This is a genomic window from Shimia sp. NS0008-38b, assembly GCF_040370365.1.
Classification (GTDB): domain Bacteria; phylum Pseudomonadota; class Alphaproteobacteria; order Rhodobacterales; family Rhodobacteraceae; genus Shimia.
On the sequence record NZ_BAABWQ010000001.1, the window covers coordinates 311,390 to 329,921 of the forward strand.

An 18,532-nucleotide genomic window follows, 5' to 3' on the forward strand; every position below is an offset into this window, starting at 1 on the left:
ACAGACGCAATACCGACGTGCAAAACAAAGGTTAATGGGACCCTCAAACCCCAAGATGCCGCGTGAGGATGTCCGGCTCGTCGCGCAGCTGTGGGCCGTCAATGACGCCGCGCAGTCGACCGTTCTCCAACAGTGCCGCCTTATCTGCCAATGCCATGATCGCCTCAATGCGTTGTTCCACCAGAACTACGGCAACATCTTGATCCCGCAGGGTTTCCGTCACATCGCGGATCGCAGTAATCATTGAGGGCTGCAATCCTTCGGTGGGTTCGTCCAGCAGCACCACTTTGGGCCGCAAACTCAGGGCGCGCGCCATTGCGAGCATTTGCTGTTCACCACCACTCAACGTATTGGCACGTTGTAAATACCTCTCCCTAAGCCTTGGAAAGAGTTCAAGAACTTCTTCCAAAACGGCCTCATCATCGGGCTGCGTAAACCGCCCCACTTCAAGGTTTTGTGCCACCGTCAGGTCGCCAAAGAGCCGCCGTCCCTGTGGCACATACCCCACCCCATGGCGCGCCACCTCATGTGGGGGAAGTGTCGACAGGCACTGATCTCCAAGCCAGACCGCTCCGCCCATCAAAGAGACAGCCCCCATTATGGCCTTCATGGTGGTGGTTTTTCCCGCACCGTTGCGGCCTAAAAGGCATGTGATTTCACCGGTTTGCGCCTCAAATGACACGTCTCGTAAAACCTGCGCCCGACCATAGCCTGCGTCGACGTTCTCAAGCCTCAGCATCCGCGCCTCCTAGGTAGGCGGCCTGCACGGCCGCATTGGCCTGCACCTCCTGAGGCGTGCCTTCAAACAACACCTGACCGTTGTTTAAAACCGTCACAAAATCAGCGACTTGCATGACAACATCCATATTGTGCTCAATCAAAAGCACAGTTGTGGTTTTCCGAAGGTCTGCAATCAATTCTTTAAACGCAGCCACCTCACCATCGGCCAAACCCTGCGTCGGCTCATCCAAAATGAGCAAACGCGGCGATTGCGCCACCCCCATTGCGATCTCCAAAAGCCTCTGATGTCCGTAGCTTAGATCCCCTGCATCCTCTGTCGCACGGTCCAGAAGTCCCACCTGCTCAAGTCCCGAGGCAACCGCACGCTCGGTCTGATCTCGTCCGCCACATATCCGCCGTGCCGCCAGAGCCACGTTTTCACGGACGTCCAAATTGGGAAAAATAGACGTGATTTGAAAGGTATAGGCCATGCCCATCGCAATGCGCTTATGTGCAGGAAGCTGGGTGACATCTTTGCCCGCAAAGCTGATACGTCCGCTGCTGCTCTGCAACCGCCCCGACAGCAGCCCCACCAAAGTGGTCTTACCGGCACCATTTGGTCCAATCAGCGCTCGAACTTGATGCTCTGGCACAGCAAAGTTGACCTGATCAACGGCAATTAGGCCATTGAATTCTTTAGAGATATTTTCTGAAATCAAGAGCGTCATGGCAACCACTTCCAAAATCGCTTGCGCAACTCGCCCATAAAACCCTGCGGCGCAAACAACGTCAGCACCACCAAAGCCACACCCGCAATCAACATATAGGCGGTTGTCACACCAGAGCTTAAGTCGATGAGGTAGAACATGAAAATCGTGCCTACAAGAGGTCCCAAAGCGGTACCAGCGCCCCCCAAGAGTACCCACAGCAACGGAAATATCGAGTATTGTACCGAGGCAAAGCTCGCCCCTACATATCCAAACAGAAGCCCATACGTGGCACCCGCCAACGCAGAAAGTGTGGCGGACAGGATCACTGCCGCCAGCTTGTAGCGCATCACATCATAGCCCAACATGACGGCACGTTCCTCGTTTTCCCTTATGGCCACCAAAACCCGTCCGAAGCGGGAATTCAGCACCAAAAGGATTGCGACAAGCGCCACAGAGAACACTGATAATGCAGCAAAATATCGGTAAGTTGGGTCTGAAAGGTCAAGCCCCCAAATCATCCGATCAATCTGCTGGATCACGAAGCCTTCGTCACCACGTGTGTAGGCCCCAAAATAAAGGATCGTCAGATACCCGGCTTGCGCAAACATCAGCGTGACAATCATAAACGCCACACCTTCGGTGCGCAAAGCCAGGGCCCCGATTACCGCGCCAACAACGACACCCGCAAAAATTCCAAGTAAGAGGGCTGGTGTTGCCGCAAGCCCGATCTGGGAAATACCCAGCCCCATGCCATACAAACCTGCGGCAAAGAACAATGCATGACCAAGGCTCAGCAACCCTGTGTAACCAAAGAGTAAATTGTACCCCACTGCGTAGGTTGAAAGCACCAATATACGGGCCAAATTTCCGTGATGATACACCGGCAAGACAAACTGCAACGCAAACAAGATCGTCAAGACACTGCCGTGCAATGCAAGTGATTTCTTTAGATTCATGCTCATGAGCGGCGCACACCAAAGAGGCCTTGTGGACGGAACACCAACACCAGCGCCACCAGCAAAGTCGCCATAATTTTCGCAAGCGTCGGTGAGAAGAAAACCGATATAATTCCGTCAGATAACCCGATCAGAAGCGCGGCCAGCACAGTTCCCGGTAGGCTTCCTAGACCGCCAATGATCACGACGATAAAACTCAACAAGAGCGGATCCCCTCCCATCAAGTAATGAGCCTGCTGAATTGGAACGATCAACACAGCAGCCAGTGCCGCCAATCCCGCCCCCATGCCAAACACCAACGCATAGACCCGCTCGACGGGGATACCAAACGCCAGGGCCATGTCCCGGTCCTGCTCAGTTGCCCGCATCATCAGCCCCAACTTGGTGCGTGCAAGAATGGCCCAAAGTCCCAGAAGTACAACGACTGCCGCAGCTATCACTGCCAGTTTGTAACTGGTGGTGCTTAAGCCCCAAGGCCAGTAAACGCCCAAGCCCGTTTCGGTCATTTCAAACCACGGCAGCGCAAGCCGGGTGTTAAAAGGAGGTGTGACTGGTCGTGCGTCCGGACCGTAAGTCATCAAAGTAACTTGTTGAAGGATATACAGAATACCAATCGTTGCCACGATTGTCCGTTCTGGATCATACGAAATGCGTTTCAGAATTGCGACATCTGCCAATGCCGCCAATCCCGCCACCAAAAGCGGCACAACAACCAAGGCCAGAGCAAATCCAATCGCCGCATGACCATCCAACAGGCTGGTGATCCACCAAGCAAGCACAGCACCCAACATAAAAAATTCGCCATGCGCGACGTTCACAACACGCATCACACCAAATACCAGCGCAAGACCACTTGCGGTCAACGCCAGAACCGCAGCGGTCACCGCCCCTTCAAGCGTGGCCAGCATTAAATAAGGACCAATTTCCATGCCTGCTCCTGCTGAACCGAATTGACGCGCCAATTTCTCAGCGCGCCAAACATCAAACTATAACGCTTGAGTGGTGTAATCCACTTCGTCTGGATACATCGTATCCTCAATCGAAGTCGTGTGAACCAAGAGCAATTTTCCATCAACAACCTTGGTGATGTACTGATGACCGAACACTTGGTGAGTCTTCCCGTTGAACACCTTGGCACCCTGTGGGTGGGCTTGGGAATGCGGCAGGTCGCTCATCGCCTCCACCGCTTCAATCAATGCAGCACGATCTGACGCACTTTGATAGCCAGCAGTTTCCATACCGGCCTTGATCACGTGCAAGGTCTCCCAGCATCCAAACATATGGGCGTAGGTTGAGACGTCTTTCGGATCGCTGATTGATGCACCATTGGCATCCACGCCGACTCGTTCGCGGAAAAACGCGTCATATTCGGATTGATCCTCTTGCGCATACCGAGGGTTGCCTTCCCAAAAGTATGTCCCATCAAGAAATTCGAGCCCAGGGCTTCCAATATCCACAGCTTCCAAACTGTCAATAAATCCAAACATCTCAGGACGTTGTGGACCAAAGAATTCGCCCAGCTCTTTCACAAATGTCAGCACAGCAGGCCCCACCATCACGTGGTAAATGACCTCGGTGTCGCGCGGAATTTTTGGGAAGTACTTGGTGAAAGATGTCTCTGTTGGTGGAATGGCTATATGTTCCAACACCTCCCCACCTTGGGCCTCGATGGCGGCCGTAAAGTAATCGCGGTGATCGTGGCCAAAGGCGAAATCTGGGAAGATCATTGTGACCTTCTTACCAAGATTGTCAGCGACAAAAGGCGCCATCGCCTGAACTTGGCTTTTTACATCAGTGATGCCGGGCTGCAACGTGTAGCGATTCAGCATGCCACTGGCGACATGATGCCCTTCACTGACCACAAAGTACGGAAGCTTCAACTCTCCGGCGCGCGGCGAGGATCCGATAACAACATGTGAAAACAAGGTGCCAAAGCCGACATCGCAATTGTGCTGACTTGCGAATTTTTCGACAACTTCGGCACCACGCTTTGGGTCCGTGCCGTCATCCTCGGAGACGATTTCGACCGGGCGTCCATTGATACCACCCTGCTCGTTGATCAGTGCCGCAGCAGCAGATGTTGTGCGATCATACCAACGACCATAAGCGGCGCCAATGCCGGTGCGGTGAACCTGAAAACCGATCTTAATCGGCTCCGCACTCTGCGCACTGGCATAGCGCGCCCAAAGCGGCAAAGTGGCAGCAGCCCCGCCGCCAAGCGCCAGAGTTTTAATTGCGCCGCGCCTTGTGGTCGTTTGTGTGATGTTTGAAGTCGTCTTAGATTTGGTCATCATCTGTCCCCCTGTGTTCACATGGAATTGTGACCGCAATTTTCGAATTCTTCACACTTGTTAGAGTGCAAACGAAATCAAGTTCTGTCTAGAGGGATGGTTTTTTGTCAGAATCCACGGGGTGACGCAAGCAGCCAAAGCCCAATAAATGTGCAAAATATCATAAACATAGCGAGCGGCACCTGAGAGAGGGTAGCGCGATTGCCAAAGTGTCTTAGGGCAACTGCGTGTGACAAAAGCAGCGCAACCATGTGCCCGACCACGATCCCACCCGCCTGACAGAGCCATAAAACCCGCACACTGTCTTGGCTGTTAAAGAACCCGGTGGAGACATAAAATGTTCCCAACCCAAGAAAATCCTGCCCGGTGGCCCAAGGATCGCTGGCAGCCACCAGCGCATATTGTGCTTCAACCAAAAAGCTCGTGAAATAGTGGGCAAAGTGATAGCCAAGCGCGATCGGCAACACCGTTGGGGCAAAGATACAAAAGGCTTTGGCAAACGGCATGTCCACGCGCGCAAGCCTCACGCCAATCCACAGTGTAAGGCAGAACAAAGCGATTAGAGCCAAATTTGTTGCGACCAATCCCGTCAAGGTTTGCCAGATCACAGCTGAACGCCCAGGGAACTCTAACGGGTTGATACCTATTTTGGCCAACCACCAAAAGGTTTCGTTCAGCCCGTCAAATATTCCACTCCCGAGCATCAATAGGCACAAAACAGAAATGCCGATGGGCAATGGGCGCCTGCGGGCAATTTGCCAACCGTTCAGCCCCAAGCAGAATTTTCCACCACGCCGCGCAAAAACGCCCACTTTTGCATAAAGTGACAATAGCATGGTCAGGCCATCCGCGCGCCGCGCCCATCTGGACCCAAAAATGATGCGCCCAACCAAACCGACAAGCCAATACAATCCGACGAACCGCGCCAATCGCGCCGGATCTGATGGGGCCACGTCGGCCAACAGAAAGCCAACTATCACGCCGAACGAAACGAGCCCGATTGACTGCCCTAACCAACTTGGAAATCGCGCGAGTGGATGTAAGCCAAGAGCGTTGTGTGTAATCCAAACCAGCCCCCGCCAAGGATTGAACACACGCCACAGGTCCCCAAGCATGCCTTGCAAAAAAACAAACCCTATCCAGCCAATCGACCAGATGCTCAATGGAAGTGGATTGGCCAACGGATCTCTGGGCCCATTTAGGCCGACATAGAGCAGCCAAAGCAAAACGCCAGCGGACAACAGGCTGGTGGACAACTCAAATCGCATGCGAACTGCGTCGCCAAAAAGTGGTTTGGACAGTGAAAACGGCTGAAATAAGTTTGACGTTACGGCTGCGGGCAGAGCGATCAACATCGCCACCGTCAACGCAACGGCCAACACACCTGACGCGATGTACATATCCGTTGGCAACAGGAGCACAAAGCCGCCTTCTGACGTATGGGCGTGCACAGGACGCGTCAAGAGGATGTAAAACAGCAAGAATGTAGCGCCAGAACGACTGGCTTGCTTGAACCTTCTTATGAGGTGGGACATCTTACAGAGCATAAGCGGGAATATAGCGAGGAGCTTTTAGGATGAAAGCGCGAAAAACAACGGTCGTTGTCGTCCTCGCAATCGTGACCGCACTCGCCGCGTGGGCATTGACACGTCCCAATGCTCCAAACACGATCCTTCTTAGCAACGCCACCGCTGCATCGCTTAAGGGCAGCGACAACGTTGTTGCGGTTTTTGTAGACATTGCCAATACCGGGAGCGCTGATCGGCTTTTGTCTGTGTCATCTCCAAACGCTGCCTCTGCCCACTTCACGGGTCAAGACAGCCGCCGTGCCGTGCCCGGATCTACCAAAGTGTCTCTGTCAGCAGATGGGATGCATGTTGTTCTACATGGTTTGACTGGTGACATAAGTGATGGTCGCACCCTGCCTTTGTCACTGACATTTGAGAAGGCCGGGACGGTTTCCACGCGCGCACGGGTTGTGGCCCCGCGCTCTAAAGGCGTTGCGTCCCAATATGGGTTGTTTGGGATCGGCGATATCTGCAAAGTTGGCGAAGGCGAACCTGCGCCTCACATCGAGGTCATCGCGAAACAAATGGACGAAACCTGGCGTATCCAAGTTTTGTCACAGGATTTCGAATTTACCCCTAGTCTCGTAGATGGTCCGCATGTGCCGGGGACCGGCCACGGGCATATTTACCTCAACGGTCTAAAGCTTGGACGCATATATAGTCCCACCACCGTGATTGGCGAGCTGCCACCGGGAGCGCACGACATTCGCGTGACTTTGTCCACCAATGATCATCGCGCCTATGTGGTGGGCGATCTTCCTATCACCTCAGCGATTCGTGTTATCGCTGATTGACAGCCCCACCTGCCAGGTCACATCATTTGTATGCGAATAAGTTTGCCGCAAAGGATGTGTGATGCCAGAATCTCGGTCCGAACCAACAACTGCCGTTGCAGGCATCGACGTGGGAGGCACTTTCACGGATTTGGTGGCTTTGAGCGCCGACGGCACTCTCAAACTGGCCAAAGTGCCCAGCACCCTGACCAACCAAGCTGACGGTGTTTTGAATGCCATAGCACAAGGTGCATGCTCCCCCGCAGAACTCTCTTTGATTGTGCACGGCACCACCACCACGACCAACGCTGTTTTAGAGCGTAAACTTGCACGTACAGGGCTGATCACCACACAGGGCTTTCGCGACGTTTTGGAATTGGGTCGTCGCACAAGGCCTCAGGCCTACGGAATGCACGGCGTCTTTGTACCTCTGATCCCACGTGATTTGCGGATAGAGGTGCCTGAACGGATGGACCACACCGGAACAGTCCTCACACCATTGGACATTTCGGCGGTCCGTATGGCTACCAAGACCCTGATTGAGAAAGGCTGCGAGGCGGTTGTTGTGCATTTCCTACATGCCTATGCGAACCCGACACATGAATTGGCAGCGGTTGCAGAGGTCCAGGCACTCTGGCCAAATGCATATATCACCGCCGGTCATCAACTCTTGTCTGAGAACCGCGAGTATGAGCGCGGTGTCACCGCTGCGGTGAACGCGTCTGTGCAACCCCTATTGGATCGCTACATCCATCGCCTTTTTCAATCTCTGAAAGAACAAGGGTATCCCGGGGATCTCCTGATCATGAACGGCAACGGAGGCATGGTCAGCGCACGCCATGTCGCTAAAGAAGCCGCCAAAACAGTGATGTCGGGACCGGCCTCAGGTGTGATGGCGGCCGCATATACATCGCGCCGTGCCAAAACACCCAATGTGATCACTTATGACATGGGCGGCACCTCCACTGACGTGGCCCTGATCCGCAATGCCACACCAACCGTGTCCAATGAGGTAGAGGTCGAATACGGCATGCCCATTCACGTGGCAATGGTCGATGTGCGCGCCGTTGGCGCAGGCGGCGGATCTATCGCCAAAGTCAACGCAGGAGGGCTTGTGGAGATCGGCCCACAAAGCGCCGGCGCACACCCGGGGCCGATCTGTTACAACAAAGGCGGAGAGCAGCCCACGATTTCCGATGCTAACATGCTATTGGGTCGGCTCGATCCCAAAGGGATCAGCTCGCTGAAGTCGGTTGACATGCAAGCCCGTGTTCAAAAGGTTTTCCAAACACACATTGGTGACGCGCTGGGCTGTGACGCCACACAGGCTGCCGCCGCTGTACTGCAAGTGGCCAATACCAAAATGGCTGGTGCTATCCGTATGGTTTCGCTGTCGTTAGGCGCCGATCCCCGTGATTTTGCGCTCTTTGCCTTCGGGGGAGCAGGGCCTTTGCATGCCTGTGCTTTGGCCAAAGACCTGAATATCCCCAAAGTGTTGGTCCCTGCCCGCCCGGGGCTGACCAATGCGCTGGGATGCGTCGTTGCTGATTTGCGCTATGACTTTGTGCAAACCATCAACGCACCTGTCCACCAGCTAGGCCCCAAACAAATCTCCACTGTTTTTGAGGATCAGGCCGCTCGAGGTCGCGATATGATCTCTGACGAGAACCTCCCAATCTCAGAGATAGAGACACAGTACTCGCTCGATATGCAGTTTATTGGCCAAACTCATCTTTTGCGGGTCGATCTGCCGACACCACATGTCACAGTGGAGGCGCTGCAAACCCTTTTTGAACAGGTGTACAAAAACCGTTTTCGCGTTGAGTTGTCAGACATTCAAGCGGCGGTGGTCAATGTGAATTGCTCGGTGATCGGCCGACGCCGCGCACTGGATCTCTCCTTACTGTTTGACACCAGAAAACGCAGACCGACACTGAGCGACGCACAAATTGGCAATCGTGCCACGTTCTTTGAAAGCCGTTGGCATAGCACCCCCATCTACGATCGTGAATCGCTTCCAGAACGTTTTTCCTTCACCGGTCCGGCCATCATCGAACAACTTGATACGACAACCTTTGTACCACCCGGCGATCACGTCGCCCCAGACGCAGATGGTAACCTAATCATCACCATTGGGGGTGCCTCATGACCGTTGACCCGGTGACCCTCACCGTCATTCAGGCAGGATTGCAGCAAGTCTGCGATGAAATGGATCTCAGCTTCTCACGCGCCGCCTTCTCCCCGGTAATTGCCGAAGCAAATGATCGCTCAGACGGCATTTATTCGGCCACGGACGGTGCGCTCATTGCACAAGGCAATGCAGGCCTGCCTGTTTTTGTGGGCACCATGCAATACTCCACACGGACTTTGATCCAAATGATCAAAGACGGCATGGTCGCGCCGCCGGCGCCTGGGGATATCTACATCGTAAATGACCCCTACCTGGGTGGCACCCATTTGATGGACGTCCGTTTTGCGATGCCTGTCTTCCGGCAAAGTAAGATCTTCTGCTGGCTGTCCAATACTGGACATTGGCCAGATACTGGCGGCGCGGTACCTGGTGGGTTCTCCGCCTCTGCAACGGCCGTTGAGCAAGAAGGCTTACGTATTCCGCCAGTAAAACTCTTCAAGCAAGGCGTATTAGATCAAGAAATTTTCTCGATCATCAAATCCAACATCCGTGTCGCTGAACAGCGTATTGGAGATGTGCAAGCTCAGGCGGCGGCCCTTCTGGTCGGGCAAGACCGACTTGCCTTGCTTTTGGATCGATATGGCGACGCAACGGTCTCTGAAACCATAAAGGAGCTCAACAGCCGCGCACGCCTTCAAATGTTAGATGCGCTTTGTGACATTGTGCCCGGTGAATACCCCTCGACAGCTTTCGTTGACAGTGATGGCGTGGTGAACGAACCACTCACCATCGCCCTAAAGGTCACCCGTGATGACAAAGGGCTGACGTTTGATTTTGAAGGCAGCAGCCCGCCCTGCCAAGGTCCGATGAATTCCGTCCGGGCCACCACGCTGTCTTCTGTTTATCTCGCAATGCGTCATATCTTTCCCGAAGTGCCAATGAACGCAGGCGCATTTGCACCGTTTAGTGTCGTTGGTATCAAGGGCACTTTTCTGGATGCGCAATATCCCCGTCCGGTCTCCGGATGCGCCGCGGAGGTTTCCCAACGGATTGCAGAGGCTGTGTTCGTTGCACTTGTGCCGGCTCTGCCAGACCGCGTCACAGCGGCGCCCGCCGGAACCAGCGGCAACTTTGCACTGGGGGGCTTTGACCCCGAAAAGTCCCGCGAGTACGTAATGTATCAAATATCCGGCGGCGGATATGGCGGAAATGCCGATCACGATGGGCTCGCCAACGGCTGCTCCACCATCGGCATTTCCAAAGCGCCCCCAATTGAAATTATGGAACAGGCGTTTCCCGTGTTGTACCACCGCTACGCGCTGCATGAAGACTCCGCTGGCGCAGGTGAACATCGTGGCGGATTTGGGCTGGACTACGAAATCGAACTCCGACGGGGCCATGCCAAAGCCAGCTTTGTAATGGATCATGGACGGTTTGGCCCAAAGGGCGCACTGGGCGGCATCGACGGCGGTGTAAACCGTGTGACCGTTGTCCAGAACGGATCACCCTACGTGCCAGCACATCTTTCCAAAGAACAGGACGTCCCACTGTCGTCGGGGGATCGGGTCCGTGTTCAAACACCGGGTGGTGGAGGATTTGGAGATCCTTTGGAGCGCGACCCGAATTTGGTCAGCGAAGATGTGCGCCTTGGTCGATATCGCGCAGATACAGCACAAGACCTATTTGGCGTTGTGATCGAACAGGCCACATGCAAACCGGACATCAACGCAACCCACGCATTGCGACAAAAAATGCGCGCCACCCCGTCGTGACGCGCATTAGGTTAATCATGTTAACGCTCTGTTAAATCAGGTAAATGCCTGCAAACCCGTCTGCGCGCGACCAAGGATCAACGCATGCACATCATGGGTGCCCTCATAGGTATTCACAGTTTCGAGATTCACCATATGACGGATTACCCCAAACTCAAGACTGATGCCGTTGCCACCATGCATATCTCGGGAAAGTCTTGCGATATCAAGAGCTTTTCCACAGTTGTTGCGCTTGATAAGTGACACCATCTCCGGTGCGGCTTTGGCCTCATCCATCAGTCGCCCAACTCGCAATGCCGCCTGCAACCCAAGCGAAATCTCCGTCTGCATATTCGCCAGCTTCAACTGAAACAGTTGCGTTTGTGCCAAGGGCTTGTTGAACTGCTTGCGATCCAATCCGTATTGACGCGCCGCATGCCAGCAAAACTCAGCCGCCCCCATTGCGCCCCACGCGATGCCATAACGGGCGCGGTTCAAGCAGCCAAACGGACCTTTTAGCCCCTCTACGTTAGGCAACAGCGCATCCTCTGACACCTCAACGTTTTCCATCACAATCTCGCCAGTGACAGAAGCCCGCAACGACGCTTTGTGCATGATTTTGGGTGCAGACAGGCCTTTCAGGCCTTTCTCGAGCACAAAGCCGCGAATTTTTCCGCCATGGGCATCTGACTTGGCCCAAACAACAAATACATCCGCTATTGGCGCGTTGGAGATCCACATCTTTGCGCCATTCAGAACATAACCTCCGTCGACCTTTTTGGCCGTGGTTGTCATGCTGCCCGGATCCGAACCAGAGTCCGGTTCCGTCAAACCAAAGCACCCGATCCACTCTCCAGACGACAATTTGGGAAGGTATTTGGTACGCTGTGCTTCGGATCCATAAGCGTAGATTGGATACATCACGAGAGAGCTCTGAACCGACATCATGGAGCGATACCCGCTGTCCACACGCTCGACCTCTCGTGCCACCAAGCCGTAGCTCACGTATCCAGCACCAATTCCGCCGTATTCTTCTGGTATGGTGGTCCCCAGCAGACCCATTTCACCCATTTCGGCAAAAATATCTGGATCCGTTTCCTCATTCTCAAACGCCTGAGTCACACGAGGTGAGAGCTTTTCTTCACAGTAGGCACGCGCAGCGTCCCGCACCATACGCTCGTCTTCTTCAAGCTGGCTTTCGATCAGAAACGGATCTTCCCAATTGAATGACCCCAATTCGGGTTTTGATTGTGGTGCCAGGTCCTTGGCCATGGTGTCTCCTTCGCTTGCGCCCCGCACTGGAGCTCAGACATTCGCGTGTGTCGCCAATCTGACCCAACTCCCTAAACTTTCAAGGATAAGTGGATGAAACGTCGCGACGTCGCATTTTCTTTGAACGCTTCTATTGAGCAAAATACTGTGCATTGCTAGATCAAATCAACACCCACCCGCCACGCGGGTTGCCCGTAGTGGACCAGTCTCCTCCGTGCAGCTCGAAAGGAAACTCGGAAGACCCGCACTATGTTGGTGCACGCTCGAAAGCCTGCAATTTTGGGGAGATCTACGTCCACGCCAGATCCTTAAGGCGGGCCACGACCGTTCATTTGGTCGTCAACTCCCGCGTTATTTTGCAAGCATATCAAATCAACCGTCGGCGGGTTTTCAGCCTGCACGCCACCCTACCTTAAAGGCCTCACATGACCCCACTTCATGGTCTCAAAGTTGTCGAACTCGCCCGCATTCTTGCGGGTCCTTGGATTGGTCAATCGCTCGCTGATCTGGGCGCAGAGGTGATCAAGATCGAAGCGCCGCAAGGCGATGACACCCGCACATGGGGCCCTCCTTTCATTGAACGCAATGGGGATACATCTGCGGCCTATTTCTATGCCGCCAATCGCGGTAAAACCTCTATCGTCGCAGATTTCCGTACTGAGCAAGGACGCGCGCAGGTTTTGGAGCTGATCGAAGACGCCGATATTCTGATTGAGAATTTCAAAGTGGGCGGACTAAAAAAGTACGGTCTCGACTACGACAGCCTCAGCAAAGTTAACCCACGCTTGATCTACTGTTCAATCACCGGCTTTGGCCAAACCGGTCCCTACGCCGCCCGAGCGGGTTACGATTTTATGATCCAGGGTATGTCCGGCCTTATGTCCATCACCGGCGAACCCAATCAGCAACCGCAAAAAGTTGGTGTTGCGGTCACAGATGTGACGACTGGGCTATACGGCACCATTGGCATTCTCGCCGCCCTGCACCAACGCCACACAACCGGGCGTGGACAGCACGTTGACATGTCTTTGCTGGATTGCGCCACGGCGATGTTGGCCAATCAAGCCATGAACTACCTCACCACTGGTGAGAGCCCCACTCGCCAAGGCAATGCGCACCCCAACATTGCGCCCTATCAAGCCGTCCCCACATCCGATGGCCATATCATCCTTGCCGTTGGCAACGATGGGCAATTTCAACGTCTGTGCGGCGTACTCTCCCGGGGGGATCTGGGTGATGCGCCAGGTTATGCCACCAATCAGCTGCGCGTCGCCAACCGAGAGGCGCTAACAGTTCAGATTGAATTGGAAACCCAAAAATGGACGGCAGCGGAATTGTTAGCAGCTTTGGAGGCCGCAACGGTTCCAGCTGGACCGATCAATTCGATTGAACAGGCGCTTACCGATCCACAGATCATCGCGCGTGGTATGGTTGTTCAGTCGGAAGGCATTCGTGGTTTGCGCGGCCCATGGCAATTTTCGGACGCTGAACTGGCCACCAGCCGCACCGCACCGATCCTGCCAAAATCAGATGTCTAAACACCCAGATATCTGTCGGTCTCCTCAGCGCCAAGGTCATTAAAGGCTCCAGTCCAGACCGTGCGGCCCTTTTCTAGGATCACGGCACGGTCAGCCACCTGCCCCAATTCACGCAGTGATTTGTCGATTGCGATAATCGCCATGCCACTTTCTGCCTTTAACTTGGCCAAAGCCTCCCAGATTTCCTGCCGGATCACGGGTGCAAGCCCCTCAGTGGCCTCATCCAAGATCAGCAAACGCGGGTTGGTCATCAGCGCACGCCCAATCGCCAACATCTGCTGCTCTCCACCAGACAACGATGCCGCTGCTTGGTCACGGCGTTCTGCCAGCCGCGGAAACAGCGCACAAACTGCGCCAAAATCCCACGCGCCTTTACGCGCGGCCGCAATAAGGTTCTCATGCACGCTCAGATTGGCAAAACAGCGCCGCCCTTCTGGCACCAGCCCAATCCCCAATCGAGCCGCTTTGTAAGACGGCAGATCGGCCATGTCCCTGCCATCAAATGTCACCGCTCCGCTGGAATGGCGTAGCATCCGGCACATCACTTTCACCGAAGTGGTTTTCCCCATGCCATTGCGTCCCATCAACGCCAGAACTTCGCCTTCGTCCACCTCAAGTGACACATCAAACAATGCTTGGCTCGGCCCATAGAAAGCGCCGATGTTTTTGAGTTCAATCAAACTCATGTAGGCACCTCATCACCGAGGTAGGCTGCCCGGATTTCAGGGTTCACTTTGATGTCTTCCGGTGTGCCGGTGGCAATCACCTGACCGTAAACAAGTACGCTGATCCGATCGGCAAGCGCAAAAACCGCGTCCATGTCATGTTCAATCAAAAGGATCGGTGCAGACTGACGCAACTCAGTCAGCAAAGCTATCATTTGCTGTGCGCCTTCTAGTCCAAGCCCCGCCATCGGTTCATCCATCAAAAAGACCTTGGGCTGCAGCGTGAGCGCCACGGCCACCTCAAGTTGCCGCCGCTGGCCATGACTTAAATCCGCCGTAAGCATCGCCGCGTACTCCGCCAAGCCAACACGCGCCAATGCATCTTGCGCCGCAGATAGCAAAGCTCGGTCTTTCATAACGGGCTTTAGAAAACGCATCACATCACCACGCCGACCCAGCGCCCCAAGCACTGCGTTTTGCAAAACCGTGTGCTCCATCGACAGCGAGGAAATCTGAAACGTCCGCCCCAACCCGAGACGCGCACGGGCAGCGGGGCCCTTGCCGGATAAGTCATCCCCCATCAAATGAACTGACCCACTGTCAGACATCATATGCCCCGTGATTTGTTGGACTAAGGTAGACTTCCCTGCCCCATTTGGACCAATCAGCGCGTGGATCTCACCTTTGCGCAAATCCAGCGACACATCATTTGTCGCCCGTAGTGCCCCAAAACTTTTGAAAAGCCGATTTGTACTGAGAACCACATCAGTCATGTGCTTTCTCCCGGCCAGCCAATGCGCCAATCACGCCACCTTTGGCAAACAACACGATGCCCAACAAAAGCGCTCCTAAGTAAACGTGCCAGAATTCGGAGAGACCACCTAAAACATGTTCGAGCAAGATAAACACCATTGCGCCAATCACCGGGCCAAATAGCCGTCCGACTCCGCCGATAATGATGAAAACGATGATTTCACCTGACATCTGCCAGCTCAACATTGTCGGGCTGACGAAACGGTTTAGATCTGCAAACAACGCGCCTGCAAGCCCTGTGATGGCACCAGAAATCGTAAACGCAACAAGCCTTAGTCGATACGGCTCCACACCGACGGACAGCACCCTTGTCTCGTTCTGCCGTGCAGCGCTCAGCGCCAGACCAAAGGAGGACTTTTGCACAGCACTCATCAGCCATAACACCAAGCACAAAAGACCAAAACACAACCCAAAAAACTGGATCGGGACCAAAGTATTCAATCCGGGAAAGTCATTGCGGACGTAGATAGACAACCCATCTTCGCCGCCATATGCTGGCCAACTGATCGCGAAATAGTAAATCATCTGCCCAAAAGCCAGCGTGATCATGATAAAGTACACACCGGAAGTTCGTAGGCTTAAGAGGCCAATTGCTAGGGCTGCCAAAGCGCTTGTGACAATTGCCACCATCCAAATCACGAGCATCGATTTGGTGCCCTCGATTGCGAAAGGCACCTCCATGAGCGGCGTATATGATTGGGCATGGCTGGCCAGAATGCCCATGGCATACCCACCGATACCGAAGAACGCCGCATGGCCCAAGCTTATCAAACCGCCCAAGCCCAACGCGAGGTTTAACCCAACGCCCGCCAACGCAAAGATTGCAGCACGTGTTGCCAACGTAATTGTGAATGGTTCATCCACAATCCAGGCCCAAATAGGGACACCCGCCAACAGCGCCAGCGACGCAATATTTATGTAAGTTTCGCGCCCCATATCAACTCACCCCGTAAAGTCCGCGTGGGCGCACGACAAGAACGCCCGCCATGAGGATGTAAATCAGCATCGAGGACAGCGCCGATCCCACCGACACTGCTGCTGACGGCTCAAGAAACAGCGCAAAGATTTGAGGCAACAGAAACCGGCCCATGGTGTCGGTCAGCCCGACAAGAAGTGCACCAACAAGCGCCCCTTTGACCGACCCAATTCCGCCAATAACAATCACCACAAAGGCAAGGATCAAGACCGGCTCTCCCATGCCCACCTGCACAGATTGTATCGCCCCGACGAGCGCGCCTGCAAATCCGGCCAATGCAGCACCGAGCGCAAAAACAAAGGTGTATAATTTTGCAATATCTACACCCAAGGCTGCAATCATCTCGCGATCAGCTTCTCCAGCGCGGATACGAATGCCAACGCGCGTGCGATTGATCAGGGCAAACATGCCCGCCGCCACCACAAGCCCGATCACAATTATGGACAAGCGGTAGGCCGGGTATTGAATCCCACCGGGCAATGTCACGGGTCCTGACAACATCTCAGGCACATCCAAGAACAGTGGGAAAGAGCCAAACATCCACCGCGTGCCTTCGCTGAAAATCAAGATCAACGCAAAGGTCGCAAGCACCTGATCCAAATGGTCCCGATCATACAAACGTCGAATGATGGTCAACTCAATCAACGCTCCCGCCAAAGCGGCGGCTGCCAATGACGCCATTAGCGCGAGCACAAACGATCCCGTGGCTGTTGCTACTGCCGCCGCCGCAAAGGCCCCAATCATATAAAGTGAACCATGTGCCAGATTGATCAGCCCCATCACACCAAACACCAGCGTGAGTCCGGCGCTCATTAGAAACAGCATGACGCCAAACTGAAGCCCATTAAGCAACTGTTCTATGAAGAGAAGTATCGACATCTTAAAGCTTCACTATTTCCGCATGTTCACGACCACACCAACGCACTGCACACTGCAATGCCGTCTCGCCGGTATCCAAATCGCTCTCAGGTGTATGTGCCGTTGTCACTATCCACCCTGCCTCAGACTTGGCCAAAAAAACGTTCCAATCGTCCAATTCATCTTCCACTTCGTTCGCACCAGGGCCTGACATGGCGATCAGGTCCACTTGATCTAGGGCTGCTTTCTCAACGAATGCGCGCAAATCCGCGTCCGCTGAAAGCGGTAGCTGCAAAACCACGTTTTTTGGAAAACCATCATGGTGTGTGGGGCGGGAACAAAGTCCCGCCCCAGCCAAATTACATCTTACACTCTGCGCCATACGCGTCCGCATGATCGCTCAGGCCGGTTGCGATGATCTTGTTGGTGTAAACGTCACCTTCTTTGATCACTTCACGCACATAGATATCTTGGATCGGGTGGTGGTTGTCCCCAAACGAGAAGTCGCCACGCACAGAGTCAAACTCCGCCGCCTTCAGCGCTGCACGGAACGCATCCGCATCCGCCACATCCGCTTTGTCCATCGCTGACATCAACAAGTTTGCGGTGTCAAAGCCTTGAGACGCATACAGTGATGGTAGGCGACCAAACTCTGCCTGAAAGCTTTCTACAAAGGCCGCATTCTCCGCATTGTCGATGTCTTTGTTCCACTGGCTGGTGTTTTTGACACCGATGGCCGCATCGCCAACCGCCTGCAGAATGCCCTGATCAAAGCTGAACGCCGGGCCAACCAAAGGCAGATCCACACCACTTGCCGCATATTGCTTCAAGAAGGAAATCCCCATGCCACCCGGCAGGAAGAAGAACACGCTGTCTGCACCAGACGCGCGGATCTGCGCAATTTCAGCCGCATAGTCGGTTTGACCCAGTTTGGTGTAAAGCTCACCCGCCAGGTCACCTTTGAAGAAGCGCTTGTAGCCGGTCAGCGCGTCTTTGCCCGCTGGATAGTTGGGCGCGAGGATAAAGCTGTTGTTCAAACCGCTGTCGGTTGCATAAGCACCGGCCGCTTCATGCAGGTTGTCGTTCTGCCATGCCACGTTGAAGTAGTTGGGATGACAGCCTTTGCCCGCCAATGGAGACGGACCCGCATTTGGCGACAAATAGAATTTGCCCTGCGCTGTTGCAGCAGGCACAACCGCCATCGCCAAGTTGGACCAAATGATGCCCGTCAAAACATCCACCTTTTCAGATTGGATCATTTTGTCTGCCAACTGCACCGCAACGTCGGGTTTGCGCTGATCGTCCTCGATCACAACTTCAAGATCACTCCGTTCAGCTTGTTTCACAGCCAACATAAAACCATCACGCACATCTATGCCAAGACCAGCGCCGCCTCCGGACAAGGTGGTGATCATTCCGACCTTGACGTCTGCTTGCGCCGTTGCTCCCAAAAGTGCCATTGATGCGGCCAATGCCGCGCTCCGCAACTTCATCATATCGCTCCCTGATC

17 protein-coding genes are annotated in these 18,532 nt (G+C 54.3%); 4 read left to right on the forward strand and 13 right to left on the reverse strand.

Going from position 1 to position 18,532, the window contains the following annotated elements; all coding sequences use genetic code 11:
* Window positions 1-43: 43 nt before the first annotated feature.
* The 6 genes from ABWV47_RS01545 to ABWV47_RS01570 all read right to left on the reverse strand — a co-directional run bounded on the left by ABWV47_RS01545 (window position 44) and on the right by ABWV47_RS01570 (window position 6,140).
* Window positions 44-739: an ABC transporter ATP-binding protein gene (locus tag ABWV47_RS01545; RefSeq protein WP_353308078.1), complete on the reverse strand. Its 696-nt coding sequence runs from the start codon at window positions 737-739 to the stop codon at window positions 44-46.
* A complete protein-coding gene (locus ABWV47_RS01550) occupies window positions 726-1,448 on the reverse strand; it encodes an ABC transporter ATP-binding protein (protein WP_353308079.1) in 723 nt (240 codons plus the stop codon). The genes ABWV47_RS01545 and ABWV47_RS01550 overlap by 14 nt, the downstream gene beginning before the upstream one ends.
* A complete protein-coding gene (locus ABWV47_RS01555; protein ID WP_353308080.1) occupies window positions 1,445-2,392 on the reverse strand; it encodes a branched-chain amino acid ABC transporter permease in 948 nt (315 codons plus the stop codon). Before ABWV47_RS01555 ends, ABWV47_RS01550 begins: the two co-directional genes overlap by 4 nt.
* Window positions 2,389-3,315: a branched-chain amino acid ABC transporter permease gene (locus ABWV47_RS01560; protein WP_353308081.1), complete on the reverse strand. Its 927-nt coding sequence runs from the start codon at window positions 3,313-3,315 to the stop codon at window positions 2,389-2,391. The genes ABWV47_RS01555 and ABWV47_RS01560 overlap by 4 nt, the downstream gene beginning before the upstream one ends.
* Before the next feature lie 57 nt (window positions 3,316-3,372).
* On the reverse strand, window positions 3,373-4,677 hold the full coding sequence (locus ABWV47_RS01565; RefSeq protein WP_353308082.1) for an ABC transporter substrate-binding protein: 1,305 nt from the start codon (window positions 4,675-4,677) through the stop codon (window positions 3,373-3,375).
* Between the two features lie 107 nt (window positions 4,678-4,784).
* The gene (locus tag ABWV47_RS01570; protein WP_353308083.1) at window positions 4,785-6,140 is read right to left on the reverse strand and encodes a hypothetical protein; all 1,356 of its coding nucleotides are present in this window, start codon (window positions 6,138-6,140) and stop codon (window positions 4,785-4,787) included.
* A 113-nt stretch (window positions 6,141-6,253) separates the two neighbouring features.
* Here ABWV47_RS01570 and ABWV47_RS01575 point away from each other — a divergent pair, with 113 nt between their 5' ends.
* The 3 genes from ABWV47_RS01575 to ABWV47_RS01585 all read left to right on the forward strand — a co-directional run bounded on the left by ABWV47_RS01575 (window position 6,254) and on the right by ABWV47_RS01585 (window position 10,921).
* The gene (locus ABWV47_RS01575; RefSeq protein ID WP_353308084.1) at window positions 6,254-7,039 is read left to right on the forward strand and encodes a copper chaperone PCu(A)C; all 786 of its coding nucleotides are present in this window, start codon (window positions 6,254-6,256) and stop codon (window positions 7,037-7,039) included.
* A 61-nt stretch (window positions 7,040-7,100) separates the two neighbouring features.
* The gene (locus ABWV47_RS01580; RefSeq protein ID WP_353308085.1) at window positions 7,101-9,167 is read left to right on the forward strand and encodes a hydantoinase/oxoprolinase family protein; all 2,067 of its coding nucleotides are present in this window, start codon (window positions 7,101-7,103) and stop codon (window positions 9,165-9,167) included.
* On the forward strand, window positions 9,164-10,921 hold the full coding sequence (locus ABWV47_RS01585; RefSeq protein WP_353308086.1) for a hydantoinase B/oxoprolinase family protein: 1,758 nt from the start codon (window positions 9,164-9,166) through the stop codon (window positions 10,919-10,921). Before ABWV47_RS01580 ends, ABWV47_RS01585 begins: the two co-directional genes overlap by 4 nt.
* Window positions 10,922-10,957: 36 nt before the next feature.
* Here ABWV47_RS01585 and ABWV47_RS01590 read toward each other — a convergent pair whose 3' ends face one another.
* Window positions 10,958-12,172, reverse strand: a complete 1,215-nt coding sequence (locus tag ABWV47_RS01590; RefSeq protein WP_353308087.1) for an acyl-CoA dehydrogenase — start codon at window positions 12,170-12,172, stop codon at window positions 10,958-10,960.
* Between the two features lie 425 nt (window positions 12,173-12,597).
* Between ABWV47_RS01590 and ABWV47_RS01595 the strand changes: the two genes are divergently transcribed.
* Window positions 12,598-13,710 carry a CaiB/BaiF CoA transferase family protein gene (locus ABWV47_RS01595; protein WP_353308088.1) on the forward strand — a complete coding sequence of 371 codons (1,113 nt, stop codon included), beginning with the start codon at window positions 12,598-12,600 and terminating at the stop codon, window positions 13,708-13,710.
* Here the strand turns inward: ABWV47_RS01595 and ABWV47_RS01600 are convergent.
* From ABWV47_RS01600 to ABWV47_RS01625, 6 genes are read right to left on the reverse strand one after another with little or no spacing between them, the layout of a single operon-like run.
* Window positions 13,707-14,396 carry an ABC transporter ATP-binding protein gene (locus ABWV47_RS01600; protein ID WP_353308089.1) on the reverse strand — a complete coding sequence of 230 codons (690 nt, stop codon included), beginning with the start codon at window positions 14,394-14,396 and terminating at the stop codon, window positions 13,707-13,709. The genes ABWV47_RS01595 and ABWV47_RS01600 overlap by 4 nt on opposite strands.
* Window positions 14,393-15,148, reverse strand: coding sequence for an ABC transporter ATP-binding protein (locus ABWV47_RS01605; protein ID WP_353308090.1), 756 nt, complete (start codon window positions 15,146-15,148; stop codon window positions 14,393-14,395). The genes ABWV47_RS01600 and ABWV47_RS01605 overlap by 4 nt, the downstream gene beginning before the upstream one ends.
* Complete coding sequence (locus ABWV47_RS01610; protein ID WP_353308091.1) at window positions 15,141-16,124, reverse strand: branched-chain amino acid ABC transporter permease; 984 nt, start codon at window positions 16,122-16,124, stop codon at window positions 15,141-15,143. The genes ABWV47_RS01605 and ABWV47_RS01610 overlap by 8 nt, the downstream gene beginning before the upstream one ends.
* Window position 16,125: 1 nt before the next feature.
* A complete protein-coding gene (locus tag ABWV47_RS01615; RefSeq protein WP_353308092.1) occupies window positions 16,126-17,043 on the reverse strand; it encodes a branched-chain amino acid ABC transporter permease in 918 nt (305 codons plus the stop codon).
* 1 nt (window position 17,044) lies between these two features.
* A complete protein-coding gene (locus ABWV47_RS01620; protein WP_353308093.1) occupies window positions 17,045-17,323 on the reverse strand; it encodes a hypothetical protein in 279 nt (92 codons plus the stop codon).
* A 58-nt stretch (window positions 17,324-17,381) separates the two neighbouring features.
* The gene (locus ABWV47_RS01625) at window positions 17,382-18,515 is read right to left on the reverse strand and encodes an ABC transporter substrate-binding protein (protein WP_502959674.1); all 1,134 of its coding nucleotides are present in this window, start codon (window positions 18,513-18,515) and stop codon (window positions 17,382-17,384) included.
* Between the last annotated feature and the right edge of the window lie 17 nt (window positions 18,516-18,532).